Origin of the sequence: Vibrio wakamikoensis (genome assembly GCF_050337275.1) — a bacterium.
Taxonomy (GTDB): Bacteria; Pseudomonadota; Gammaproteobacteria; order Enterobacterales; family Vibrionaceae; genus Vibrio; species Vibrio chaetopteri.
The window spans coordinates 89,374-113,271 of sequence record NZ_JAKJST010000015.1; the positions used below are offsets into that span (position 1 = coordinate 89,374).

General features: G+C 46.1%; 22 protein-coding genes. 12 read left to right on the plus strand and 10 right to left on the minus strand.

Annotation, left to right across the window (positions count from 1 at the left end):
- Positions 1–37: 37 nt before the first annotated feature.
- Positions 38–811 carry a peroxide stress protein YaaA gene (yaaA, locus tag L4C42_RS06415; RefSeq protein ID WP_353497022.1) on the minus strand — a complete coding sequence of 258 codons (774 nt, stop codon included), beginning with the start codon at positions 809–811 and terminating at the stop codon, positions 38–40.
- Positions 812–917: 106 nt separating this feature from the next.
- Complete coding sequence (locus tag L4C42_RS06420; RefSeq protein ID WP_353497023.1) at positions 918–2,357, minus strand: alanine/glycine:cation symporter family protein; 1,440 nt, start codon at positions 2,355–2,357, stop codon at positions 918–920.
- Positions 2,358–3,061: 704 nt separating this feature from the next.
- On the opposite strand from L4C42_RS06420, the gene L4C42_RS06425 reads away from it, so the two are divergent.
- From L4C42_RS06425 to L4C42_RS06470, 10 genes are all read left to right on the plus strand, one after another.
- A complete protein-coding gene (locus L4C42_RS06425) occupies positions 3,062–3,247 on the plus strand; it encodes a DUF3545 family protein (protein WP_042496493.1) in 186 nt (61 codons plus the stop codon).
- Positions 3,248–3,438: 191 nt separating this feature from the next.
- Positions 3,439–4,335 carry a helix-turn-helix domain-containing protein gene (locus L4C42_RS06430; protein ID WP_429759836.1) on the plus strand — a complete coding sequence of 299 codons (897 nt, stop codon included), beginning with the start codon at positions 3,439–3,441 and terminating at the stop codon, positions 4,333–4,335.
- A 164-nt stretch (positions 4,336–4,499) separates the two neighbouring features.
- Positions 4,500–6,587, plus strand: coding sequence for a TonB-dependent siderophore receptor (locus tag L4C42_RS06435; RefSeq protein ID WP_429759838.1), 2,088 nt, complete (start codon positions 4,500–4,502; stop codon positions 6,585–6,587).
- Between the two features lie 261 nt (positions 6,588–6,848).
- Positions 6,849–7,247, plus strand: a complete 399-nt coding sequence (locus L4C42_RS06440; RefSeq protein ID WP_353497026.1) for a (2Fe-2S)-binding protein — start codon at positions 6,849–6,851, stop codon at positions 7,245–7,247.
- 243 nt (positions 7,248–7,490) lie between these two features.
- Positions 7,491–8,258 (plus strand): DUF3450 domain-containing protein, encoded by a 768-nt coding sequence (locus tag L4C42_RS06445; protein WP_353497027.1) that lies wholly within the window; start codon positions 7,491–7,493, stop codon positions 8,256–8,258.
- On the plus strand, positions 8,258–9,601 hold the full coding sequence (locus tag L4C42_RS06450; protein WP_353497028.1) for a MotA/TolQ/ExbB proton channel family protein: 1,344 nt from the start codon (positions 8,258–8,260) through the stop codon (positions 9,599–9,601). Before L4C42_RS06445 ends, L4C42_RS06450 begins: the two co-directional genes overlap by 1 nt.
- The gene (locus L4C42_RS06455) at positions 9,591–10,178 is read left to right on the plus strand and encodes a MotA/TolQ/ExbB proton channel family protein (RefSeq protein ID WP_429759841.1); all 588 of its coding nucleotides are present in this window, start codon (positions 9,591–9,593) and stop codon (positions 10,176–10,178) included. Before L4C42_RS06450 ends, L4C42_RS06455 begins: the two co-directional genes overlap by 11 nt.
- Entirely contained in the window at positions 10,175–10,579 is a 405-nt protein-coding gene (locus L4C42_RS06460; protein ID WP_353497031.1) for an ExbD/TolR family protein, read from the plus strand. Before L4C42_RS06455 ends, L4C42_RS06460 begins: the two co-directional genes overlap by 4 nt.
- Positions 10,580–11,206, plus strand: a complete 627-nt coding sequence (locus L4C42_RS06465) for an energy transducer TonB (protein WP_338165286.1) — start codon at positions 10,580–10,582, stop codon at positions 11,204–11,206.
- Positions 11,203–12,387 carry a tetratricopeptide repeat protein gene (locus tag L4C42_RS06470; RefSeq protein WP_429759844.1) on the plus strand — a complete coding sequence of 395 codons (1,185 nt, stop codon included), beginning with the start codon at positions 11,203–11,205 and terminating at the stop codon, positions 12,385–12,387. Before L4C42_RS06465 ends, L4C42_RS06470 begins: the two co-directional genes overlap by 4 nt.
- Positions 12,388–12,463: 76 nt before the next feature.
- Here L4C42_RS06470 and L4C42_RS06475 read toward each other — a convergent pair whose 3' ends face one another.
- The 3 genes from L4C42_RS06475 to nfo form a co-directional block, all read right to left on the minus strand.
- Positions 12,464–13,015 carry a hemerythrin domain-containing protein gene (locus tag L4C42_RS06475; RefSeq protein ID WP_353497036.1) on the minus strand — a complete coding sequence of 184 codons (552 nt, stop codon included), beginning with the start codon at positions 13,013–13,015 and terminating at the stop codon, positions 12,464–12,466.
- Between the two features lie 97 nt (positions 13,016–13,112).
- Positions 13,113–13,787 carry a uracil-DNA glycosylase gene (gene ung / locus L4C42_RS06480; protein ID WP_429759846.1) on the minus strand — a complete coding sequence of 225 codons (675 nt, stop codon included), beginning with the start codon at positions 13,785–13,787 and terminating at the stop codon, positions 13,113–13,115.
- A gap of 357 nt (positions 13,788–14,144) precedes the next feature.
- Positions 14,145–14,996, minus strand: coding sequence for a deoxyribonuclease IV (nfo, locus tag L4C42_RS06485; RefSeq protein ID WP_429759848.1), 852 nt, complete (start codon positions 14,994–14,996; stop codon positions 14,145–14,147).
- 372 nt (positions 14,997–15,368) lie between these two features.
- Between nfo and grcA the strand changes: the two genes are divergently transcribed.
- Positions 15,369–15,746, plus strand: coding sequence for an autonomous glycyl radical cofactor GrcA (grcA, locus tag L4C42_RS06490; protein WP_353497042.1), 378 nt, complete (start codon positions 15,369–15,371; stop codon positions 15,744–15,746).
- Positions 15,747–15,947: 201 nt separating this feature from the next.
- Here grcA and tyrS read toward each other — a convergent pair whose 3' ends face one another.
- The gene (tyrS, locus tag L4C42_RS06495) at positions 15,948–17,135 is read right to left on the minus strand and encodes a tyrosine--tRNA ligase (RefSeq protein WP_338165291.1); all 1,188 of its coding nucleotides are present in this window, start codon (positions 17,133–17,135) and stop codon (positions 15,948–15,950) included.
- A 129-nt stretch (positions 17,136–17,264) separates the two neighbouring features.
- On the opposite strand from tyrS, the gene shyC reads away from it, so the two are divergent.
- The gene (shyC, locus tag L4C42_RS06500; protein WP_353497044.1) at positions 17,265–18,554 is read left to right on the plus strand and encodes a peptidoglycan DD-endopeptidase ShyC; all 1,290 of its coding nucleotides are present in this window, start codon (positions 17,265–17,267) and stop codon (positions 18,552–18,554) included.
- Between the two features lie 71 nt (positions 18,555–18,625).
- On the opposite strand, the gene L4C42_RS06505 is transcribed toward shyC, so the two are convergent.
- The 4 genes from L4C42_RS06505 to L4C42_RS06520 all read right to left on the minus strand — a co-directional run bounded on the left by L4C42_RS06505 (position 18,626) and on the right by L4C42_RS06520 (position 23,744).
- Complete coding sequence (locus L4C42_RS06505) at positions 18,626–20,434, minus strand: AMP-dependent synthetase/ligase (RefSeq protein ID WP_418641969.1); 1,809 nt, start codon at positions 20,432–20,434, stop codon at positions 18,626–18,628.
- 205 nt (positions 20,435–20,639) lie between these two features.
- A complete protein-coding gene (gene leuO / locus L4C42_RS06510; RefSeq protein WP_042496454.1) occupies positions 20,640–21,599 on the minus strand; it encodes a transcriptional regulator LeuO in 960 nt (319 codons plus the stop codon).
- Positions 21,600–22,157: 558 nt separating this feature from the next.
- Entirely contained in the window at positions 22,158–23,201 is a 1,044-nt protein-coding gene (locus L4C42_RS06515) for an MJ1255/VC2487 family glycosyltransferase (protein WP_353497046.1), read from the minus strand.
- Positions 23,202–23,744, minus strand: coding sequence for a phosphatase PAP2 family protein (locus L4C42_RS06520; protein ID WP_353497048.1), 543 nt, complete (start codon positions 23,742–23,744; stop codon positions 23,202–23,204).
- Between the last annotated feature and the right edge of the window lie 154 nt (positions 23,745–23,898).

Consider the following 23,898-nt stretch of genomic DNA (forward strand, 5'->3'; position numbering starts at 1 on the left):
ATTTGCGAGCTTTGTCTTTAATTCTATGCTGTGAGAATCACTGCTCTTCGCGCTTGAACACCAATTCAGTCGCCGTCGATTCTTCTTCAACAAAGTAGTAGCCTGCGACATCAAATGCCGTCAGCTTTTCAATCGAATCAATTCGGTTCTCGATGATGTAACGTGCCATCATGCCGCGCGCTTTTTTAGCGTAAAAACTGATGACCTTGTATTGGCCGTTCTTACAATCTTTGAATACTGGCGTGATCACCTTGCCATCGAGCTGTTTTGGCTTAACTGCCTTGAAGTACTCGTTGGATGCTAGGTTGATCAGCACATTGTCACCTTGTGCATTAAGAGCATCATTGAGCTTGTTGGTGATAATGTCGCCCCAGAATTGGTATAGGTTCGTACCACGCTCGTTGGCAAGCTTGGTGCCCATTTCTAAACGATAAGGCTGCATCAAGTCCAATGGCTTAAGTAGACCATAAAGGCCAGAAAGCATGCGTAAGTGCTGCTGAGCAAAGTCAAAGTCATCCTCTGACAAACTTTCTGCTTCCAGCCCTGTGTAAACATCACCTTTGAAAGCAAGGATTGCCTGGCGAGCATTGTCTGTTGTAAACGTTTGTGACCACTCTTCAAAACGCGCCACGTTCAAGCCAGCGATCTTATCGCTCACCTTCATCAAAGCAGAGACATCGGCTGGGTTAAGCTTACGACACTCTTGAATAAGCTCTGCAGAATGCTCGATTAACTCTGGTTGAGTGAATCGCTCAGTGGCGAGCGGTGACTCATAATCTAGGGTCTTTGCGGGTGAAACAACGATAAGCATGACTTTACTCTTTTAGTATTGGTTTGCTTCAGTATAAAAAAAGCCACGCACTTTCATCAATGAAATAGTGCATGGCTTTTTCTATTTTTGAGATAGGCAAAAGCGATTACTTGTTCGCTGCATCCTTAGCATCGTACCAAATACCCTCTTCTAGCTGAGATTTCAGCTCTGGGTAGTCATTGGCATCAAAGGTTGGAACCTTGCCTGCTTTTAGCTGCTGATTGTAGTCTTTGGCAAGTTTGATCACGATACCCGATAGCAGGATGATCGCAATTAAGTTAACTATGGCCATCAGACCCATGGACACATCCGCTAGCGCCCAAACCATTGGCAGAGTGGCCACTGAACCAAACATCACCATGCCTAGTACGATAACGCGGAACAGGCCAAGACCCGCCTTATGGTTATGCTCTAGGAAGATAAGGTTTGTCTCTGCGTACGAGTAGTTAGCAATAATAGAGGTAAACGCGAAGAAGAAGATCGCAACCGCTACAAAGATACCGCCCCAGTCACCAACTTGAGCACTCAATGCACGCTGAGTCAGCTCGATACCTGTAATTTCACCGTGCGGTACATATTCACCTGACATTAAGATGATAGCCACAGTCGCCGTACAGATAACGATAGTATCGGTAAATACGCCTAGCATTTGCACGTAACCTTGAGACGCAGGGTGTGGCGGATAAGGCGTTGCTGATGCCGCTGCGTTTGGCGCAGAACCCATACCAGCTTCGTTTGAGAACAGACCACGCTTGATACCTTGGATCATCGCTTGAGCGATAGCATAACCTAGGCCACCAGCAGCAGCTTCTTGAAAGCCGAATGCGCTCTTAAAGATGTAAGCAATCACATCTGGCACTTTCTCAATGTTCATGAACATCACGACAAATGCCAGAACAAGGTACGCCAGCGCCATTACTGGAACGATAAGCTCCGCTGTGCGCGCAATCTTACGTACGCCACCAAAGATAACGAATGCAGAGATAAGTACAATCACCACACCCACGATCATTGGATCAAAACCAAACGCGGTATTCATCGCATTGGCAATCGCGTTAGCTTGAACCGCGTTGAACACCAAACCAAAAGCAATAATAAGGAAGATAGAGAACAATACGCCCATCCAGCGCATGCCTAGACCTTTTTCCATATAGTAAGCTGGACCACCACGGTAGTTACCGTCGTCATCTTTGGTTTTGTATAGCTGTGCTAGAGTACTTTCTGCGAATGATGTCGCCATACCCAGCATTGCAATTAGCCACATCCAGAAGATAGCACCAGGGCCACCTGCTGTTAGCGCGACAGCAACACCTGCCATGTTACCTGTGCCTACACGAGCAGCAAGACTGGTACAAAGTGCTTGGAAAGATGAAATACCAGCAGTGTCTGCTTTACGGCTGTTTTTCAGCACACTGAACATGTGACCGAAATGGCGGAACTGAATAAACCCAAGGCGTACTGTAAAGTAAATCCCCACACCTACGAGCAAGTAAACAAGAATCGATCCCCAAAGTAGATCGTTCATTAGATTAATAACGTCTGTCACTTTAAACCTCACTTAAAGTTAGAGTCCGAGCTGCACTTCCTAGTGCGTCCTAAGCGCCATGGTCTTCTCCATCCGTGAAGTTTTGTTCATTTCTTTCTTTTTCACGGCAACTTAGCTTGTATTTCTTACCACTTGAGAACGGCATACAAGTCGGCGTATTTTTTGACGGAGCGGATTTTGCAGCCATGTTCACGAAAAAGCAATACGCAATTGGTAGTATATTGTTGTTATTTTTCACCTTAAAATCACGAAAAGTTAACACTAAGCAAAGCAAATGATTCACTTTTTCGCCTCAAATTAGCATCAAATATACAACAACCTAAAGGTGTTAGGCGCAAAGCGCTTAGGGTTAGGCAAAATTAGTACAAACCTTGTTAGCACAACGGGTCTACGCTCATTTACCAAACGAGGTACTTTTTAGCAGTTATCAGGCAATGAGAATGCTTATCGTAGCACGCAAACGTTGCCCTTCAGCCTGATTCGCACAGGGCGTTAACAAAACTCACTGAACCACTCTTTTGCAATTTGTGATTTAAGTGGTCATTTTTTATTCGAATCTAAGCTCTAAAAATGTGAGATTGAGTTCAAAATGGCATAAAACATTCATAGTCTCGAAACAAATGAGAAACATATCAAAGTTAGTCTGCGTAAGAATGTGGTACTTAAAGGGCTCCGTAGGGAGAACAAAACAAGTGAGGTAGCTTATGGATGGCTTTGAACTGGATGAGATTACGGAAGTAGACGCACCTAGAGGGCGCGCCGCTCGCTCGAAACCTGTCAAAAGAAAATGGCGAGAAATTGAGGCTATTAAAGACAGGCAGCGCCTACAAAAAGAGCTTAACGACATGGACATCGGTCTGGACTTTGCGCTTGACGACGTCGACCTTTAATTTATCACTCAAACACACATTAACGAATTTTCGGTGGAGGCGAGCCTGAAACGCCCCTACCGATACTAACAAAGCCCTCAGATTGAGGGTTTTGTTTTATCTAGCTTTCTAGTATCAACCTCTCTTAGCATCGACCTTGACGAAATAAAATGCCAATATAATAGGCTCTTGGACGAGGTGGAGATTCAATAATGGTCTCAAAACGGAAACCTATACATCTGAATCGGGTTGAAAAAGTGGTGGACTATATTCACCAGAACCTAGATAAAGCGCTTTCCGTCAATGATCTGGCCGACATAAGCTGTTGGTCTCGCTGGCAACTCCAACGCGTATTCCAAGAGCAAACCAACCACAATCTTGCTCAGTACGTACGAGAGCAGAAACTCAGCCGCGCCGCCGAGCAGTTACTTAATGGCATGACCAAGATCGCCGACTTGGCGCTGGTATTTGGCTTTAACTCAGAGAATAGCTTTAGTCGCGCCTTCAAACAGCAGTTTGGAGTCTCTCCACGTCAATACCGAGTAAGCGGTAAGCTAAGCGGTATTCGCTTACCGTTGACCAATAGCGCGGATCTCCCTCTTGATCAGGCTGCAACTCAAGTGGTTCGTATCGAGAACCAGCCTCAACGCACATACTATGGCGTATATGGCCCGATCGACACACTTTATGCCACCAATCCACAGTTTAGTGACCAAGTTGCTAATATTTGGGGAACATTTACTCGCACGGTTCTAAAACAGTCTGATAAACCGTGCGCCCACTATTATGGGATCATCGACACCCTTCATTTATTGCCAAACACACAAGTGCTGTATTGGGCGGCCAGCGATGATGAACAATTCTCTACGCATCCAGATCTCGAGTCGATCGTCGTCCCAGAGCAAAGCTACGCCGTCGTGACTCACCTTGGGCCAACCTCTACATTGCCACAAACGCTAAAATGGGTACTTAATGTTTGGCTTCCTCAGTCAGGCTATATAGGTAAAGAAGGGTTTGAAATTGAGCGCTACCCCCGTGACTATGACGTAAGCAGCCCACACGCTCATATGGATTTCTGGCTTCCTATAGAAAAAATGGCCCTTAGTTAGCGTAGATATCGCGGCAAAAGTTGCACCAAATTGTTAAGTATTAACTCAACAAACCGAATAGAATTGCAAATGAAATTAATTATCAATAGCATTTACATGCTCTTTGCGATTCTTTTTCTATGATGTTAAAAACAAAACTCAAGCCAATAGCAGTGGCGATAAGCATGCTAGTGACATTAGCATCTGTCGCTAGTGCCGAAGAAACTGTACAGTCAAAAGATACCCAAGCCGACGAGCAGATGACGGTTTTGGGGAAAACTTACCGCAACACCGCAACGAAGACTTCGTTATCCCCTGAAGAGACACCGCAAACTCTGAACGTCATTGAAAGCGAGCAGATGGAACAGCGCGGCGTTCAATCCGTCATGCAAGCCCTGCGTTACGCTCCGGGCGTCTCAACCGAGAACAAGGGCGGCGCTGTCGTATTAACCGACTGGGTAAAAATTCGCGGTTTCGATTCATCAAACAACTACTATGATGGATTGATGCTCCCCGGTCTGCCTGGTTGGAATGCCAAGCCCCAAATTGACCCAATCGCGATGGAGCGATTAGAAATTTTCAAAGGCCCAACATCTGTGTTGTACGGCACCATGCCTCCTGGCGGCATGGTCAACATCATCGCTAAAACACCTAAGTTTGAAGAAAGCACCAAGGTCAATCTCGCGACAGGTTTCAACAATCTACTTGAAGCCTCTATTGATAAGACGGGCGCACTTAGCGACAACGTGGCTTACCGCTTTATTGCTCTTGGCCGCAAAAAAGATACGCAAGTCGATCACGTGCAAGAAGAGCGCTACGTTATCGCACCATCTATCGATTGGAATGTTTCAGACAAGACGTTTGTGAACTTCAACCTCTACTACCAAAATGACCCTCAATTAGGGCAGAACGTGACCGTTCCTCTTGCAGCGTTCGAGTCTGGTAAAATTTCCCCTTCAACATTTGCAGGTGATGTGAACTACAACGACATCAGTCGCGAGTTCATGCTGGCAGGTTATAAGATCAAGCACGACTTCAACAACGATTGGTCTTTCTTTCAAAACTTCCGCTATATGACGACAAAGTTTAATCAAAAGAGCACAAATAGCGGTGCTTTCGACGAGAAGACAGGCGAACTACAGCGCACAGCTTATAGCACTGATGAAAGTTCAAAAGGCATCAGTGTCGATAACCAACTCTCTGGCTTCGCAAGCACTGGTGCTCTAGATCACTACTTACTATTTGGTGTTGACTACCGCTCTATTGAAGGTGACGTAGACTACAACTCCTTCGATGGCGTAAAGAGTATCAACCTCTACAACCCAGATAATAATCAGCTTAACCCTAACGATTTCAATAGAAACTACTACTCAAATACGGACGTTTCTATGAAGCAGTTAGGAGCTTACTTCCAAGATCAAATGTTGATCGACAATTGGGTATTCATTGCCAGTGGTCGTTACGACTGGGTTGAGTCTAAGACTATCGGCTCTGCTAACGGCGCAGCTCCAACAGACACGGTAACCCGCGACAGTAACTTCTCGTATCGTGTTGGTGGTATGTATCAGTTCGACAACGGTATTTCTCCATTTGCAAACTTTGCGACCAGTTTCGAACCAAACGCTAAGCTTGATGCCAATGGCAACAACCTAAAACCAGAGAAGGGCGAACAAGTGGAAGCCGGTGTTAAGTACGCGTCTTACGACAGCACAACAACCGCATCGGCGGCGTTATTCCACATTAAAAAACGCAACGTAGGTGTGCGTAAAGATGGCGCCTCTCCTTACGAAGCCATCGGCGAAGTACGTTCCCAAGGCCTAGAGCTTGAAGGTCGCACACTGGTGAATGACAACCTAGACCTTATCGCCAACTACACCTACACCGATATGGAAATCACCAAAGATGAGAACCCAAATAATGTAGGTCAAAAAGCGATTTACGTACCTGACCATGCGGCTAATCTATGGGCAAACTACACCATGCATGAAGGTGCCATGCGCGGGCTGCGCATTGGTGGTGGCGTACGTTACGTTGGCGAAACTGTGAAGAATAATGCGGCTAACGTGAATGCAGGAATGCTCCCATCGTACACGCTCGTTGACCTGTCTATCGGCTACGACTTAGGGGAAGTCAGCTCAACATTGAAAGGCGCTTCAGCTAACTTAATTGCTAACAACTTGTTCAACCAAGAGTACTACACGTGCTGGAATGAAAGTTACTGTTGGTACGGCCAGCAGCAAACTGTACAAGTCAACGTGAAGTTCGACTTGTAAATCGCACGCAAGTCATGCATAAGCGCTGCTTTCTAGCTTATAAAAGGTCAAAATGGAAAGGTTAAACCACACAGAACACCAGGCTCAGTTGCTCGCACTCACTCACGTATCGAGTCAGATTTCGCCGCTACTCGATGTTCTACACGAGACGAATAGCGTCATTTTGCCTGAAGTAATGGCCGAGACGTCTGATCCATCCGCGACGATTGAGCAGTTGTATCAATACTGGCAAACCCACTATCCGGAAGCAGGGCGTGCCTATTGGCAAACTCGCACCTGGACAATGTTGATCTGGCAACCAATTACTCTCGCTTTAGTGGCGACATACTACGCGAAGCGCGTACCTCCCTTGAGCCAATTACGTCAGGGAGTGAGCTTTCAAGTGGTCTAGTTGCCAACTTCGATTTCCTTGACTCTAAATGGCAAACCGGCGATCAACATCAGCGCCAAGTCATTGCCGCTAAAGAACTAAAAAGGCTTATAGCGCAGTTAGCCAATCAGGTTGAGGGGATATTCCGCCTTCCCATCACGCGCTTTGGTCGCCTTGAAGTAGACAATCAAGGAGAGCACTATATTCAACGACGCAGTTGCTGCATGCACTACAAACGTGCGGACGGTGGCTATTGCCAAGGATGCCCGAATGCCCCACTGTCAAAATAGGACTCCTATCATACGCAAGCGCTACTTTTGCTACTAACGTTTACATCAAAAGCCAACAAGCAATGATTGCCACGCACTATTTCTGTTAACAAATGAGACACAAAGTACAAATGACATTCATTATCAATAAATCTATACATCCCCTGCTGATTAAAATAGAATAGTGTCATTTTTATTCAGGCTGGTATTCACCAGTGTCGCCATCCAGTGATGGCCGCCCTTTAGCAACAATAGGCTTCTAAAATGAACAAAACGGCTCTTCGCCTGACTTTGTGTTCGCTGCCACTGCTGAGTTTGACCAGCTTTGCGAACGCAAACGATCTCAACACTGCTCGCAATGTCGAAGCAAAGACCATTACACAGAGCGCGCAAAGCCAAGCTCGCATCAACCAAAGCAGCGACAAAGCCTTTGAGCTTAAATCTGACATTGCCATGCTTGAGCAAGAGGTTGCCAACCTTGAGGTTTATGAGCGCCACCTAAAAGATGTGGTGAATAACCAAGAGCAAGAAATGGCCAGTATCGATGTTCAACTTGAACAAATCAGTGATACTCGCCAAGGTGTTGTGCCTTTGATGTACCAGATGCTCGAAGGTCTGGAACAGCACATTGCTAGCGACAAGCCGATTCGCCAGCAAGCTCGCCTAGCAAGACTCGATGAGTTAAAAGCGTTGATGCCACAGGCTGATGTGAGTGATGCAGAAAAGTATCGCCGCATTCTTGAGGCTTACCAGATTGAGATGGATTACGGCATCAAGCTAGGTAGTTACCGTTCTCTTATTAACGTCGGCAGCGAGATCGAAGCTGAACAATTGTATCTTGGTCGTTTGTCATTGGTTGCTCGCAGCCTAGACCGAAACCAATACTGGACTTGGGATAGCCTCCAAAATAACTGGGTTGCTGTCGATGCAGCTCTGGCGCCACAGATTGATAAAGCGTTTGCCATTGCCAACAGGCAAGCTTCTCCTGCTCTAATTGAGCTTCCAGTGTCTCTACAAAAGGATCCAAGCTAATGCGCAATTCCGTATTCCTCGCCGCACTGCTTGCATTCGGCTTGTCACAACCAAGCTTCGCTGCGGACTCTCTGACATCAAAAGCACAGACAGCACAGCAACAAGAACGTGCTCACAACAGTGAACGTGAAGCCAAGTTCAAAAGAGAAGAACAATCGCTTGCTGCGCGTAAAGCACAACTTGAAACTCGCAAAGCTGAGCTTGAAGCCAGCATCGAGTCATTGAGCACTGCATTTTCGGAAAACGAGCGCACTTTGGCAGAGCAACAAAAGAAACTGCATTTAGAAACAGGCAGCTTAGGTGAACTGTTTGGCGTGGTGCGTCAATCCGCGAAAGAACTGCAAGTCGAACTTGAGCAATCTGTTGCAAACACACAGCAGTCTGCGCAAATTCAAGCAATAGACAACATTGTTGCCGCCAAAACGCTACCATCGATTCAAGAACTTACTGGCCTATGGGAAGCCTACCAAGCGCAAATCGCTTCAAGTGCTACCTATGCTGACGTTAAAGTCCCGTTTGTTAACGGCGCCGGTGAAATCACCACGATTAACGCGACTCGTCTAGGTAACTTTGCGCTACTTGCTGAACACGGCCCAGTTGACTGGAACGGTAAACTGGCGAGCGATTTCCCTCGTCTACCAAAAGAAGTACCGACATCGGCAGAAACAGCGGGCATCGTGACAGGTCAAACCGCAACGCTTATCGACCCAAGCCGCGGAGACATCTACAAGCAACTTGCGGATAACCCAACCCTTGGCGAGCGTTTTGCCCATGGTGGCATTGTCGGTAAGATCATCGCCGCTCTCTTTGCCATTGGTATGATCATTGCACTGTACCGTGCTGTGGTTCTTACCACGACAGAACAAAAGATTAAGAAGCAGCTTAAGACTCCAGAAACGCCAACCGACAACCCGTTAGGTCGCGTACTCAGCGTCTATAACAGCGAGAAAAAACTGCACGTAGAAGCCCTTGAGCTGCGACTCCTTGAATCTATCATGGATGAACAGCAGCATCTCGAACGCGGTTTGAGCATGTTAAAACTTCTGGCAGCACTTGCTCCAATGCTTGGCCTACTCGGCACCGTTACGGGCATGATTGAAACCTTCCAGGTCATCACACAATTTGGCAACGCTGAGCCAAGAGTGATGGCTGGCGGCATCTCAATGGCGCTTGTGACTACGGTTCTTGGTTTGATTACTGCTATGCCGCTGCTTCTTGCTCACAACCTGTTGAGCTCAAAAGCAGAAGCAATCCGCAACGTTTTAGAAAGACAGAGTGTGGGTCTAGTGGCTGAGCAAGCTGAAGCGCAAACCATGGAGACTAAGCAAGCGTATGCCGCATAACCTCTTTAGTTGGTTGCCAGGAAGCGAGCACTTAAATCAGTTTATGACACAAGGTGGGCCAGTGCTTTGGTGGCTGGCCGCCGTGGTGTTCATCTTCTGGGTGGTGGCCGTTGAGCGTGTCATCTATTTCGCTAAGATCTTTCCCTCTGAAAGAAAAACCTGGGTGGATAAATGGGCGACGCGCCAAGACCACTACTCTTGGTATGCGCAGTCACAACGCAACGCCATGCTTAGCGAGGCAGAGAATAAGCTCAAGCAAAACATTAACTTGCTGAAGTGCCTATTAAGCCTGTGTCCGATGCTTGGTTTGCTCGGTACTGTAACCGGCATGATCACCGTGTTTGATACCCTTGCAGCGCAAGGCAGTGCGCAACCAAGATTGATGGCAGCAGGCATCTCTATGGCGACTATCCCGACAATGGCGGGCATGGTTGCTGCACTTTCCGGCATGCTAGCCTTTTCCCGTATTCAAAAATGGAGCAGCAAGAGCCTGCTTCAACTTGAGCAGCTACTGCGTAGTGAGCGTCAAACCGCTATTGCTAAAACCAGTCAGTTTGCTGATGGAGACTCACAATGAGATTAGGTCACCGTAGAAAACAAAATGATGAAGCCAACATCGATATGACATCGATGCTCGACATTGTCTTCATCATGCTTATCTTCTTCATCGTTACAAGCTCCTTCGTGCGGGAGTCCGGCGTTGATGTTAACCGCCCTCAAGCGAGCCATGCGGTCAGTCAAAAAGATGCTGGCATCTTTGTCGCAATCACATCGTCCAACGACGTTTATATCGACAAACGCCGTGTGGATGTTGAGCGAGTGCAGGCGACCATTGAGAAGCTGCTTCTAGAACAACCCAATGCCTCTATGGTTATTCAAGCCGATAAACATGCCTTCAATGGTACCGTTGTCGAAGTCATGGACAGTGCAAAAGGCGCTGGCGTCACCAAGATTGCACTGGCTACGGAGAGTCCATAGATGCTTCGAGTACTTGCGAGCATACCGTTGGCCGCCGCCCTCGCGTTTGCCCTATTCTCGTTTATGAGTTGGATGATCGATATTGGCCCAAAATCTAAGCCAGATGAGAAGCCAAGGTTGAGCTATGACCTCGTTATGGTTGAACCCGACAGTGAGACCGCAAGACGACAACGTACTTTGCCAGAGCCACCAAAAATGCCATCCACCCCGCCGTCTGCAGCAGTGGTTGAGCAAAGCTCTCAGGTATCTAGCGTTCAAACGCCAAGCACTCCACAACTGCCGAATATTTCGGTATCGACTCAGGTTGCGGGCGTGTCGCTAAACGCACCGACTGTGCCGGACATTGGCCAAAACCAACAAGTCATGCCATTGCATCGCAAAGAGCCACGTTATCCACGTCGTGCTTTGCAGCGCAATATTCAGGGCTATGTGGTGATGTCTTTCACCATTGATGAGCGTGGTCGTCCAACCGATATCGAAGTAGTAGAAGCCAACCCTAAGCGCATGTTTGAGCGAGAAGCTATGGTCGCGTTAAAACAGTGGAAATATCAGCCTATGGTCGTCAATGGTAAGGCAACGCCTCGTATTGGCCAGACCGTAAAACTAGAGTTTAAGTTGAATCAATGAGTAAACGTGTATTAACGCTCTTTGCCCTATCTCTTAGCGTGTTAACCGGAAGTGCATTCGCAAGCCAGGAGCTTGGAATGCGCACCGCAGCTCAGGTATCCAAAGCCTACGAGCTAGAGCAGGAAGAGAAACTTAACGAAGCCATCACGCTACTAGAAGGGTTAAAGCCTAACGCGAGCTTTGACAAGGCGTATGTAGCTCGCATGCTCGGTATCTACTATTGGCAAGCCGAGCAACCAAAGAAAGCCATCACGCAATTGCAGATCGCCATCGATACAAAAGCGTTTAAAGATGAACAGGGTTGGCAAACAGAGCGTATGCTTGCCGAGCTTATGCTCTCCGAAGATATGCCAGAGAAAGCGCTGGTTCACTTTAACAACTTGACCAAGACAGCAAACTCGTACGAAAAGCTGTCGAAGCAGCAGATCACCGGAGTTTGGTTAAACAAGGCTCGCGCTCACTACCTACTTCAAGAGTGGAAGTCGTTACTTGCAGCGATTAAACAATACCATCAGCTCGATAGCACGCCAAAACTGCAACCATTGAGCTTACGGCTAAGTGCTGAGATGCAGCTAAACCATCTAAAAAGTGCGATTCTCACCACGCAAAAGTTACTCGCTCTGCAGCCAGACAACGTCATGTGGTGGCAGCAGCTTAGTTCACTGTATATGCAAACCAAACAGTACAAGTTGGCGCTCGCGACATTAGTCTCCGCCCAGCGAGCAGGTATTCAAGTCCCTGACAATTTGAAGTTGAGTAAAGCGCAGCTCTACTCTCAACAAGGTATTCCCGAAAAAGCGGCAGAGTCGTACGCTGACTTGCAAGTGAAAGAGACCGATATCGACACCATCATCAAGCAAGCTAGACATTGGCAGATGGCTCGCGAGTGGACAAATGCACAAACGGCGTGGCTCGCAGCAGCAAGGCTAAATGGGAAATACTATGAAGAAGTTTCGCGACTTGAATTGCAACGAGGGGATTTCAAACAAGCATTGGCTTCACTTCGCAAAGTGAAAGGCATGCCAGAGCAAGAGCGATTGCTACTGGAGGTACGTGCTTATGTTGGAATGAAAGACTACGCAAAAGCGACGAAGGTGGCCGAACAAGCACACCGAATTAAGCCAACCACGCAAAGCGCTGATTGGCTGCAATATCTACAACAGATGAGTCGAGCACATTAAGTCTTCCCAGTGCGCTTTACTCGCAGAAATGAAACTCATAATTCCCTCTACGGAGGGAATTATTATTTATAGACCCCTAAACACTCTCCAACTCGTTTTGTCTAACCCGCTGGGCAAGTTGTTTATAGCGGTCGGCAATCGTCTCTCCAAACACCGGATCATCCTCTACTACAGTCCACAGACTCTCAACCTGTTGCCAATCTGAAGTCGTAAAACGCTTTTCAATCAATGGCAACACGGAATGCTCTTCCAAATCGAGGTGCTTTTTCTGATCTTGGATAAACTCAGATAATCGCCCAATGAACAGCTCTTGCGGTACCACCGCATCGTGCAAAATCATTTCCACAATGTCTAAGAAAGAATGTGTTTTCTCTGACAGCGCTTGGTGATCCGATTCTAAATTATCGATATGCTCTTGTGAGCCATATTTCTCAATAAAGTAGTGGTAAAGAATGTCTTCTTTGGGGTGGTGGATTTTCTCTGAGTGATTGGCAAGGTAATCAACAATCTCTTTGATCACCCCGTAATTGATAGATTGCTCTTGCTCGAGCAAGTGCACTTTTCGATTCAATATCGCCAGCAATCGCACCATATAGCCGTGCTCACGCCTAATCCTTTCGATCATCATAATCCTTCTCCCATATCCATACTCCTTATAAGTGTATAAGAGAATCTGGAAGCGTGTTTTGATGATGCTCGAAAAACCGCCAACTCAGAGGATAAAGCTAGTCGAGTCGTGGCTGCCAATTAATATTGGGCTTACCGAGTTCTTCTAGTAACTGGTTCGTCTTGGAGAAATGGCTACAGCCAAAGAAACCCCGACGTGCAGACAAAGGCGATGGATGCGGCGCAGTCAACACATGATGCTTTTGACGATCAATCATCGACCCTTTCTTTTGAGCATGAGCACCCCAAAGCAAGAATATGATGTTCTCACTATTTTGGTTTAGCACTTCAATCATTTTATCGGTGAAGGTCTCCCAACCTAGCTTAGCGTGAGAGTGTGCCTGCCCCTGCTCGACTGTGAGTACGGTGTTTAGAAGCAATATACCCTGTTCAGCCCAGCTTTTGAGATAGCCATGTTCTGGGATCTCGAACCCGGGAATATCCTGAGCGAGTTCCTTGTACATATTGACGAGCGACGGCGGCGTCTTTACACCCGGCAGAACCGAGAAACAGAGACCATGCGCCTGATTGGGACCGTGATAAGGATCTTGACCAAGAATCACCACATTCACATCGGCAAATTCGGTATATTGAAAGGCATTGAACACATCGCTCGCTGGAGGATAGATGGTTTTACCCGCTTCGCGCTGCACCTCGACAAACTCTAAAGTTTGCTGAAGGTATGCTTGCTGTTTCTCTTTACCGATGACGTCTTGCCAGGTGAGTGTTGTCATTGTCGTGCCCTAGATGGTGAAATCTGGGGCGTAGTCTATCACTCAACGGAGGGTCACCACTACTGTCATTTGGCTTTACGCCAAGCACCTTTGACGCACAACTTGAACGTCAGTGCTGTTTTTAGTTCGTTAGTATATTAATGATGCTGATTCTTCATCTGTGGTGTTCGGTAGTGCCCGTGACAATGAATATGACGATTTGGACTTGGGAAACGCGATGAGCGTGTTGTGTTTGGTCTTGGAGCGGCTGGACGAGTCATAATGGCACCTACCTTTGAGAGTCACAGATTTATGCAACATGCATGTAACTCAGTATGAAAGAAAGATGCCAAAAACGCATAATCCAATAGTAATAAATTAACTATTTATCGCAAAATGTCTCAGTTTTTGGATTTCATCGGCCCATATTTTGGGCTCTATTGTCTCTAAAATCAGAGGGATAGCATCAAATCGCTCATCTTTGGCAATATACTCAAAACAAGCCCAACCGATCTCACCTTTACCCAGTGAATGATGGCGATCCACCTTACCTGCCAACGGGATCTTTGAATCGTTTAAGTGCATAGCCCTTAAATAGTGCATGCCTACGACACGATCAAACTCCGCAAACGTCGCCTCACACGCCTCTTTTGTTCGCAGATCATAACCCGCAGTAAACGTATGGCACGTATCAAGACAGACACCGACGCGTGATTTGTCTTCTACCTTATCGATAATGTGCGCTAGGTGCTCAAAACGCCAGCCTAGGTTTGTCCCTTGCCCCGCCGTATTCTCAATCACCGCAATCACATTAGGAACGACCTTGTGCGCTAAATTGATAGATTCAGCGATTCGATCAAGACACTCCTGTTCAGAAATCTTCTTTAGGTGACTGCCTGGATGGAAGTTAAGTAACGTTAGCCCCAACTGATGACAGCGCTCCATTTCATCAATAAACGCCGCTCTAGACTTCTCCAATTTCTCTTGTTCAGGGGCGCCTAAGTTGATTAGGTAAGAGTCATGAGGAAGAATTTGTTCCGTGCGGAAGCCGTATTTTTGACATTCCGCTTTAAAGTTTTGAATGACTTTTTCATCAAGCGGCTTTGCCACCCATTGACGCTGATTTTTAGTAAATAACGCAAACGCGTTTGCGCCAATCGCATGGGCTCTTTGTGGCACATTATCCACACCACCAGCCGCAGACACATGCGCACCAATAAATTTATTCATCTTTGTTTTCACCCGATCAAGATCACAATTCTAGAACTGTTATTTAGCGATCTTATACTTTCAGTTTTAGCTATGGAAATCGTTGATTTTTGGTTTCCAGAGCAATAAATCGGCTCATTTTGTTGTTTTATTACAACAAAATGAGCGCTCAAATAAATTTGAATACTTAAAATAACATTTAAACACACCATTTTTAAAGGTTTGGTTGACCTTGGTCAAAAAATTAACCCTTAAGTTTTTAATGTTTTTTGTTGTAATTTGATCTAAATCAATACTAAAACAACCACAACGAGTTATATATAGACCAGCTCAACAAAATTTGAAAATTAACACCATAAGTTTACCACTCTAAAAGTGGATTAGGAGATAGTGATGATTCAAGGTATCCAAATTACTAAAGCAGCAAACGACGACCTACTAAACTCAATCTGGTTGATCGACGGTGAGAAAAACGAGGCTCGTTGTGTTGCAGCAAATGCTGGTTTTGAAGCAGACCAAGTTATCGCTGTTAGCGACCTAGGTGAGTACGAAAGCCGTGAAGTAGCCATCGAAGCTGCTCCAAAAGTCGAAGGCGGTCAACACCTAAACGTGAACGTTCTTAAACGCGAAACTCTAGAAGACGCTGTAGCTAACCCAGAGAACTACCCACAGCTAACTATCCGTGTTTCTGGTTACGCAGTGCGTTTCAACTCGCTAACTCCAGAACAGCAACGTGACGTTATCGCTCGTACCTTTACTGAGTCTCTATAATTCGAGACGCTAAGTAAACGAATACTAAAAAACAGACGCATAAGCGTCTGTTTTTTTATGCGTGTAAATCGGCAATCAACCGATACAAAAAAACCTCCCGTAGGAGGTTTTTGATGCGCACTTAATAAACACTGCAGCCTAAACTGTGTCATCCCTGCGCAGGCAGGGATCTTCTCAAAGCGCGCTCACAGCATCTAAGTATTACTTCAACGTCACACGAGCAAACTTGCGCTTACCCACTTGGTAAACCGCTTGGCCTGCTGCTGGCACTAGCTTAGTATCTTCAACCTTTTCGCCGTCAATCTTCACCGCACCTTGGCGGATCATGCGCATAGCATCAGATGTTGAGCTCACAAGACCCGCTTCTTTTAGTAGGTTACCGATTGGAAGGCCTGCATCGAAGTCGAACTCAGGCATCTCTTCTGGCATCGCACCTTTTTGGAAACGGTTAATGAACTCTTTTTCCGCCGCATCAGCGTCTGCTTCTGAGTGGAACCGAGCAATGATTTCTTTGGCAAGCAAGATCTTAACGTCACGAGGATTCTTACCATTCTCGATGTCCGTCTTAAATTGAGCGATTTCATCTAGCGGACGGAATGACAATAGGTCGTAGTAGTTCCACATTAGATCATCGGAAATCGACATAATTTTTCCGAACATCTCTGATGGTACTTCACTGATACCGATGTAGTTGTTCGCCGACTTAGACATCTTTTTCTCACCGTCTAGGCCAACAAGCAGTGGCATGGTCAGAATAACTTGTGGTTTCTGACCGTGTGCTTTTTGCAGTTCACGCCCCATAAGTAGATTGAACTTCTGGTCAGTACCACCAAGCTCTACATCCGTTTCCATCGCTACTGAATCGTAACCTTGAAGCAGTGGATACATAAACTCATGGATTGCGATTGGCTGGTTATTACCATAACGCTTTTTAAAGTCATCACGCTCAAGCATACGAGCAACAGTTTGGTTTGCAGCAAGGCGAATCATGCCCTCTGCACCAAGCTCAGATAGCCATTCAGAGTTGAATGCAATCTTAGTCTTTGCAGGGTCTAGGATTTTAAATACCTGCTCTTTATACGTTTCTGCGTTACGCAGCACGTCTTCACGCGTTAGCGGTGGGCGAGTAGTGTTCTTACCCGTTGGGTCGCCAACCATACCGGTGAAGTCACCGATCAGGAACGTCACGTCATGACCTAGGTCTTGGAATGCACGTAGCTTATTGAAGATAACTGTGTGACCCAGATGAATATCTGGCGCAGTTGGATCGGCACCCAGTTTAATGCGAAGAGGACGGTTCTCTTTTAGCTTCGCAATCAGTTCTTCTTCTGGAATTAGCTCGTCGACACCGCGTTTGATTTCAGCCAACGCTGCTTCAAGGTTCGCCATTCTTGTTCACTCCCACAGATTTGGCAAAAATAGTTTAGTTCGACATCTTACTTGAATAGCGATGTTTTTTGAAACGAGTTAGACTATTTGGTTTAGGAAATTACAAAAATAATGTTGAATTAAACGCTCATGGTCTCTGTTTTAAAGCGCTTGCCTTGGCTACACCGCGCGCTCATCGCCTTTTTTAGTGCCATTATCGTCGTCGCACTGTTTCTGCCTGATATTTCAGAGCTCGACGATAGCAACGACCGACTCGAAATTGGCAAGCACTACACGCTCTCCATTGACAGCGATGCATTCCCTGCTGGCAATGCATCTCCACCAAGCGTGGTACTAAAATGGGAAGAACATACGGTTCGCGCTGGAGAGAGTGCCGCAATTTTATTTCAACGTCTTGGACTTTCCCCTCGCCTACTTCATGACCTTATCTATACCAACGATGACATTAAGAAGCAGCTTTCACGCTTACGCCCAGGCGACAAATTGACCTTTGGTTTTGATGAGAACAGTGACTTCGTACAGTTAAAGCGCCGCATCAATGACTACGAAACATTTAAGGTCACCAAATCCGATAAAGGCTTTGCCTCTAGCTGGGACAAAAAGCAGGTCGACTACCAATATAACTATGCGCAAGCAGAAATCAGCTCAAACTTCTGGAATGCGGGAATTGGCGCTGGACTGACTGCCAACCAAATCATGGAGCTGGCGGGAATTTTTGGTTGGGATATCGACTTTGCGTTAGATATCCGCTCTGGCGATTACTTTAAGCTGCTATACCAAGAGAAAGTGGTCGAAGGTGAAGTAATTGGTCGCGGCAAGATCATCGCGGCTATCTTTAAAAACCAGAATGATACGTTTACCGCTATCTTTGATGATAAAACGGGTAACTATTACGATGAAAATGGCCGAGCAATGAAAAAGGCCTTTTTACGTGCGCCTTTGGATTTTCGTCGTGTAACCTCCAACTTCAACCCGAACCGACGCCATCCAGTGACCGGTAAAGTACGTGCCCACCGGGGCACTGACTATGCCGCGCCTGTTGGCACGCCAATTTGGGCAGCTGGTGACGGTACCGTTATTAAATCAAGCTACAACCAGTTTAATGGTAACTATGTATTTATTAAGCACAGTAACACCTTTATTACCAAGTACTTACACTTGCAAAAACGTAAGGTAAAAACCGGTCAGCGAGTGAAACAGGGACAAACTGTCGGTACACTTGGTGGAACAGGGCGAGTCACAGGACCTCACCTACACTATGAATTCTTGGTTAATGGCGTGCATAAGAACCCAAGAACGGTCAAACTGCCGCAATCGAAGTCTCTGACGGGTAAAACGAAGCAAACCTTCTTAGCCAATGCGCAAAACCGCCTCAATACTCTAGATAGATACAGTGAGCTGCTTTACGCCAACAACTAGCAGCAGAAACTAAAAAGCCCCAAGCATTTGCTTGGGGCTTTTCGTTTACGAGGGTTTCAGTAATTAGAAACCTATTGCTTGTTAGGCGTATCGCGGTACATCTCTTCGATCTCATCTTGATAACGGTCGTTAATCACCTTGCGGCGCAGCTTCTGCGTCGGTGTTAACTCCCCTTTATCCATAGAAAAACCGTTAGGGAGCAGTTTAAACTTCTTCACCTGTTCAAACTTAGCCAACTCTTTTTGCAGTTCAGTGATGCGCTTTTCAAACATCTCCACCACTTGGTGGTGCTTGATGAGCTCTAAGCGATCTTGGTAAGCAATGTTTAGCTCTTTGGCATGCTCTTCGAGCGTATCGAAGCAAGGCACAATCAAAGCAGATACAAACTTACGAGTGTCCGCAATGACCGCAATTTGCTCGATATAATGGTCTTTACCGATCGCACCTTCAATTGCTTGAGGAGCAATGTACTTACCATTTGAAGTTTTCATTAGTTCTTTAATGCGGTCGGTAATAAACAGATTACCGGCAGCGTCAAACTCGCCTGCATCGCCAGTTTTCAAGAAGCCATCTGCATCAAAGGTCTTAGCGGTTTCTTCTGGCAACTTATAGTAGCCACGCATCACCATAGGGCCGCGCACTAAGATTTCGTTATTGTCACCAATCTTCACTTCCGCGCCGGGCATCGGCATACCGATGGAGCCTGGGTTGTAGCAGGTATCATCCCAGCAAGAAACAGTCGCCGTGGTTTCCGTCATACCGTAACCAAGCTTGACGTTAATGCCAATTGCTTGGAAGAAACGGCCAATGGTTTCATCCAATTTAGCGCCGCCACATGGCATGAAGTTAATGCGACCGCCTAATAGTTCACGAAGTTTACCTAGCACAATCTTGTCCGCCAGCGCGTAACTCTTCTTAAGTAAGAACGAAGACTCCACATTGTCTTGGCGGCACTGCGCCATTTTCGCGCCCATGTTCACCGCCCAGGTAAATAGGATCTTGCGGTGAATCGGTGCTTTAGATACACGTTCGTGAATTGCTGAGAAGATCTTCTCGTAGAAACGAGGCACAGCACTCATTACCGTTGGACGGATCTCGCTAAGAGCATCTCGCACTTGCATCGTATCTTGTAGGTAGCAGTTGGTGCCGCCTCGGTACAATACATAAAAAGTCCATGCACGCTCAAAAACATGCGAAAGCGGCAAGAAACATAGTGAGACATCACTTTCGCTAAGGCTTAGCCTTTCATCGTGTCCTTGTAGCTGAGCCGCAATATTAGCGTAATCTAACATTACCCCTTTCGGCTGGCCTGTAGTACCAGACGTATAGATAAGTGTTAGCAAATCGTCATAGTTAGCTTGTTCAATTCGCGCGTCTAATTCTGGTTGGACGTCACTGCTTACGTCGGCAGTAAATTGCTGCCAAGTCATAGAGAAATCATTGTCCGCGAGAACGATCTCTTCGCTCATCGCGACGATCAGCTCTAGCTGCTCACATTCTTCATAAATGGAGACTGCCGCTTCATATTGCTCTTGCTCGCCAACAAATAGAATACGGACGTCGGCATTTTGTACGATGTAGCTGGTTTGGGCTGGCGTATTAGTAGGGTAAATGGGTACAGTCACTGCGCGAACTTGAAGCGCAGCCAGATCAGCAATGGTCCATTTCGGCATGTTATTGGAAATGATACCAATTTTATCTTGAGGTTGGATTCCTTTTCCGAGTAGAGCGAGTGACAGCGCATCTACGCTAACGCCAAACTCTTTCCAGCTAATCCCTTGCCATACATTGTTGATTTTATGTCGTAAGGCGATCTTGTCGCCACCTTGTGCGATTCGCTCACGAATCTTCGTTACGATATGGAAATCTAAATTAGCCATGTTCTATCTTACCTTTTAGCTTACACATGTAAGCCTTTTTGAGCGCACAAGTGTACCTGTGCCGCCGAAAAAGGCAACAGACCGACATCAAAGTTATCAATAATTCCTGGTAGCTTTACCGCCCAGTGATAATAAGATTTTGAACAATATGAAAAAAGCCCTGAATACATAGTAGTCAGGGCTTTGAGAATTAAGTTGTAATGGATTATGACAAAGCAACCACTTCGCCACAGATAACCATCAGTTGATCACGTAGCCAGATGTGACCTTTATCTTTTTCACTAGATTCGTGCCAGCTCAGGAAGCCGCTGATCTTGTTGTTTTCAGTTGGCAGCGTCAGTACTTGAAGCTGATCTTTGTTTACTGCGTTTTCAACCAACCAACGTGGAGCGATGGTCACTAGCTCAGATTGACCAACAACGTAAAGTACGTTGCTTAGGCTAGTACCTTCGTAAGACGCTTGGCACTCTAGGTCACGGTAAGCTTGCTCTGAAAAGCTACGAACACCGTGTACTTTTGATAGCTTAGCGTGCTTTTCGTTCGCTAGCTGAGCTGTGCTTACTGCACCGTGAATGCGTGGGTGGTTTTTCGCTGCTACGACAACCAATTCATCTTGGAAGATCTCAGTGCTTGAGAAGCCTTGAGCGTCGTAACGAGCGTAATCGATAACGAAGTCGATCTCTTGGAAGCGCATGCGGTCAGCTAGCTGACGGTCTGCTTCTGCATCTAGGTGAAGCTGAACGTGTGGTGCTTGCTCAGAGATGGTTTGCATGATTCGTGGCGCAAAACGCATATCACAAGGAGAGCAAATCGCCATCTTAAATAGACGCGTTGAAGTCTCAGGAGTAAAGATTGAACTTGGTAGCTCGTTGCGGATCAATTGAAGCGCTTGACGCACAGGACCAAATAACTGACGAGCACGCTGAGTAGGCTGAATACCACGACCTTGGCGCATAAATAGTTCATCGTTGAACATCACTTTAAGACGCGCTACTGCGTTACTTACTGCAGGTTGCGACATACCTAAATTATGCGCCGCGCGAGTGATATTCTGCTCTTGCATCACTGCGTCGAATACAGTCAATAGGTTTAGATCTACGCCGCGTAATGTGCTTTCCATGCGGTAACTAGCGATTGCGCTCATAGCATCTTTTTTGTCTAACATTTAGTAAGCCTCGTGTAATTTCAATCTCGACTATTGGGGGTAGGTAACCAATAAAACAGAACAATGAGAACAGCGTCATCGCCAGTGGTGTACCTTACGTCATTCTATTAATCCTCTGCATACTTCGAGGACGAAACCAACTATCCACCAATAATTAACTCAACACCAACAAGATTGACAAAGAATCATCAAATTTTATCGAGAAAAATACAATGACCTTAAACAACAATAAGTTAAACCACATATAAAAAAAGATAAATTATATCTTTAATAACTTTTGTTGGACAGAGCGCCCAGATACATAACCAGACACTATGTCACTCAACCAAAGGGGAGAACAGAGCCTATTTAATACATGCGCAAAAGGCAACCACAACTATTCGCATAGCATATAGTTAATATCTATCGGTATAGAATATTTTTGAAAACCAAAGAGGTGCGTACGGTTGCATACAATCGATTGCAATAACATCAAAACCCGAATCAAAGTGCGATTCGGGTCTTGTTATTGCTATGCCCAACTAACCTCAAGATTAGCTGGGTTATCGTGACGTAAACTTAAACTGAGGCGTAACTAGGAAAGTCAACTTTGTCCCAAAGACGCTTACGCAGATTGGCGCTGCATGACCAATCCCCGCTTACTAGCCAATCGGCAATGCCTTCGGCAACATTTGGATAAAAAACCCGTTCAGCTTGTTTCTCATCTAACCAATCGCGAATCACACTGGCATCAAGAAAGTCCATAGATTGAGCAAGCCCCAAACTATCAAGCGTTGCTGCATTGCTTTGCTGCTCAAATTGACCGTCCAACGGCTTAACGAGTAACTTTTTGCCTAAGCTGAGCGCCTCTGACGGCAACTCAAAGCCACCGTTAGCGATAACACCAGCACAGCGATGGAGATCGCATTGAAAACTCTCGTGGCCAAGCGGTTTCATCAAAATGTTTTCTATCTGAACGTGCTCAATATTCTCTGGGTGATAACAGATAAAGTTGTTTTGGCTAAATCTAAGCAACAGGTCAACAATAGCTTCAGTATTTTCAAATGGAAGGTAGACAAGAATAAAGTCTTCGGAGGTCACATCCTCTCCAGATGTATGCACAATAGGTGGCAGAATAGGCTGCCCAAAATGGTACCAGTGTAGGCCTAGCTGATACTGTGACGGAGCGAAGTGCTGAATCACCGAATCATCCAGCCAGTTTGCGCCTTTTTGAGGCACATCAAACAGAAATGCATTTTGATGGCTAATGCTTACAGTGGGAATGTTCTGCTGCTTTGCGGCCCAAGCAGAAACGGGTTCAAAGTCATTGACCACCACATCATAACCAGAAACATCGAGCTCTCTGACTTCACGAATAAAGTGGGGCAGACTGTTCTCAAACGCTGTTTTCATATAGTTCACACGGCCATTTTCCGTCATGAAGCTAAACCCGCGCCGCGTTTGGTAATCACCAAACTGCTGCATCGAGAAGTACTTACTTTTCTCTCGACCAGAAAATAAAAAATCGACTTGCACATCATGATTGGCTAGCGCCTGACTCATCGCTCTTGCCCTAGCAATATGGCCATTACCCGTACCCTGCACACCATAAAGTATCTTCATTTACACGCCTCCTAGCCAAGCTTGTACATATTCAAGCGCAACGTAAGCCGATGACATACCCAGTACCGCACCAATCACCACATCGGTGAGAAAGTGCACACCAAGCAGAATGCGTGAAGCGCCAATTAACACTGCCCACATCAGCGCTGGGTCGTGCCACTGAGGATAAAACTGGCCAATAATGGTCGCCATCAAAAAAGCGGCCGCAGTATGTCCCGACGGTAAACTGTAGCGATCAGAGGGGGTAATAAAAGCGTGCAGTAAATGAGAAAATTCTTCAGGCCTGCGACGCTTGAAGCTGTTTTTCGCTAACCAGTAAATCGGTAACTCGATAGCAAACGCTAACAAGGCCGCCGTAAAAAACAGCTTGCCAACCGGTTCATCTAAGCAAAAAACAGCGATGCCAAGTAACAGGTACAAATGACCGTCGCCCGTTCGAGACACCCAACGACTTACCGATGCTACTTGAACGTTAAAGCGATGCTTAAGACAAAACAATGAAAAAGCCAAATCTATTCTTGCTATGGGTTCAATCGTTCGCACAACCTACTCCTTGTTAGACGCGCAGTTCATGATCAAAAAGTAATCAGCAACAATGACAATTCGGTGACGATTTATTGGAGAAATGATGAAAGTTAGCGCTAGAGGAACCCTAGTCACTAACTTTCATTTGATTAATAAGATGAAATTTATGGCG

Bases quoted from the DNA above. Each gene is read 5' to 3' on its own strand.
- grcA (WP_353497042.1), top strand. From the start codon at position 15,369: ATGATTCAAGGTATCCAAATTACTAAAGCAGCAAACGACGACCTACTA.
- L4C42_RS06450 (WP_353497028.1), top strand. From the start codon at position 8,258: ATGCGCAATTCCGTATTCCTCGCCGCACTGCTTGCATTCGGCTTGTCA.
- L4C42_RS06430 (WP_429759836.1), top strand. From the start codon at position 3,439: ATGGTCTCAAAACGGAAACCTATACATCTGAATCGGGTTGAAAAAGTG.
- L4C42_RS06470 (WP_429759844.1), top strand. From the start codon at position 11,203: ATGAGTAAACGTGTATTAACGCTCTTTGCCCTATCTCTTAGCGTGTTA.
- shyC (WP_353497044.1), top strand. From the start codon at position 17,265: ATGGTCTCTGTTTTAAAGCGCTTGCCTTGGCTACACCGCGCGCTCATC.
- L4C42_RS06460 (WP_353497031.1), top strand. From the start codon at position 10,175: ATGAGATTAGGTCACCGTAGAAAACAAAATGATGAAGCCAACATCGAT.
- L4C42_RS06445 (WP_353497027.1), top strand. From the start codon at position 7,491: ATGAACAAAACGGCTCTTCGCCTGACTTTGTGTTCGCTGCCACTGCTG.
- L4C42_RS06515 (WP_353497046.1), bottom strand. From the start codon at position 23,201: ATGAAGATACTTTATGGTGTGCAGGGTACGGGTAATGGCCATATTGCT.
- leuO (WP_042496454.1), bottom strand. From the start codon at position 21,599: ATGTTAGACAAAAAAGATGCTATGAGCGCAATCGCTAGTTACCGCATG.
- L4C42_RS06505 (WP_418641969.1), bottom strand. From the start codon at position 20,434: ATGGCTAATTTAGATTTCCATATCGTAACGAAGATTCGTGAGCGAATC.
- L4C42_RS06435 (WP_429759838.1), top strand. From the start codon at position 4,500: ATGCTAGTGACATTAGCATCTGTCGCTAGTGCCGAAGAAACTGTACAG.
- yaaA (WP_353497022.1), bottom strand. From the start codon at position 811: ATGCTTATCGTTGTTTCACCCGCAAAGACCCTAGATTATGAGTCACCG.
- L4C42_RS06475 (WP_353497036.1), bottom strand. From the start codon at position 13,015: ATGATGATCGAAAGGATTAGGCGTGAGCACGGCTATATGGTGCGATTG.
- L4C42_RS06425 (WP_042496493.1), top strand. From the start codon at position 3,062: ATGGATGGCTTTGAACTGGATGAGATTACGGAAGTAGACGCACCTAGA.
- ung (WP_429759846.1), bottom strand. From the start codon at position 13,787: ATGACAACACTCACCTGGCAAGACGTCATCGGTAAAGAGAAACAGCAA.
- nfo (WP_429759848.1), bottom strand. From the start codon at position 14,996: ATGAATAAATTTATTGGTGCGCATGTGTCTGCGGCTGGTGGTGTGGAT.
- L4C42_RS06455 (WP_429759841.1), top strand. From the start codon at position 9,591: ATGCCGCATAACCTCTTTAGTTGGTTGCCAGGAAGCGAGCACTTAAAT.
- L4C42_RS06465 (WP_338165286.1), top strand. From the start codon at position 10,580: ATGCTTCGAGTACTTGCGAGCATACCGTTGGCCGCCGCCCTCGCGTTT.
- tyrS (WP_338165291.1), bottom strand. From the start codon at position 17,135: ATGGCGAACCTTGAAGCAGCGTTGGCTGAAATCAAACGCGGTGTCGAC.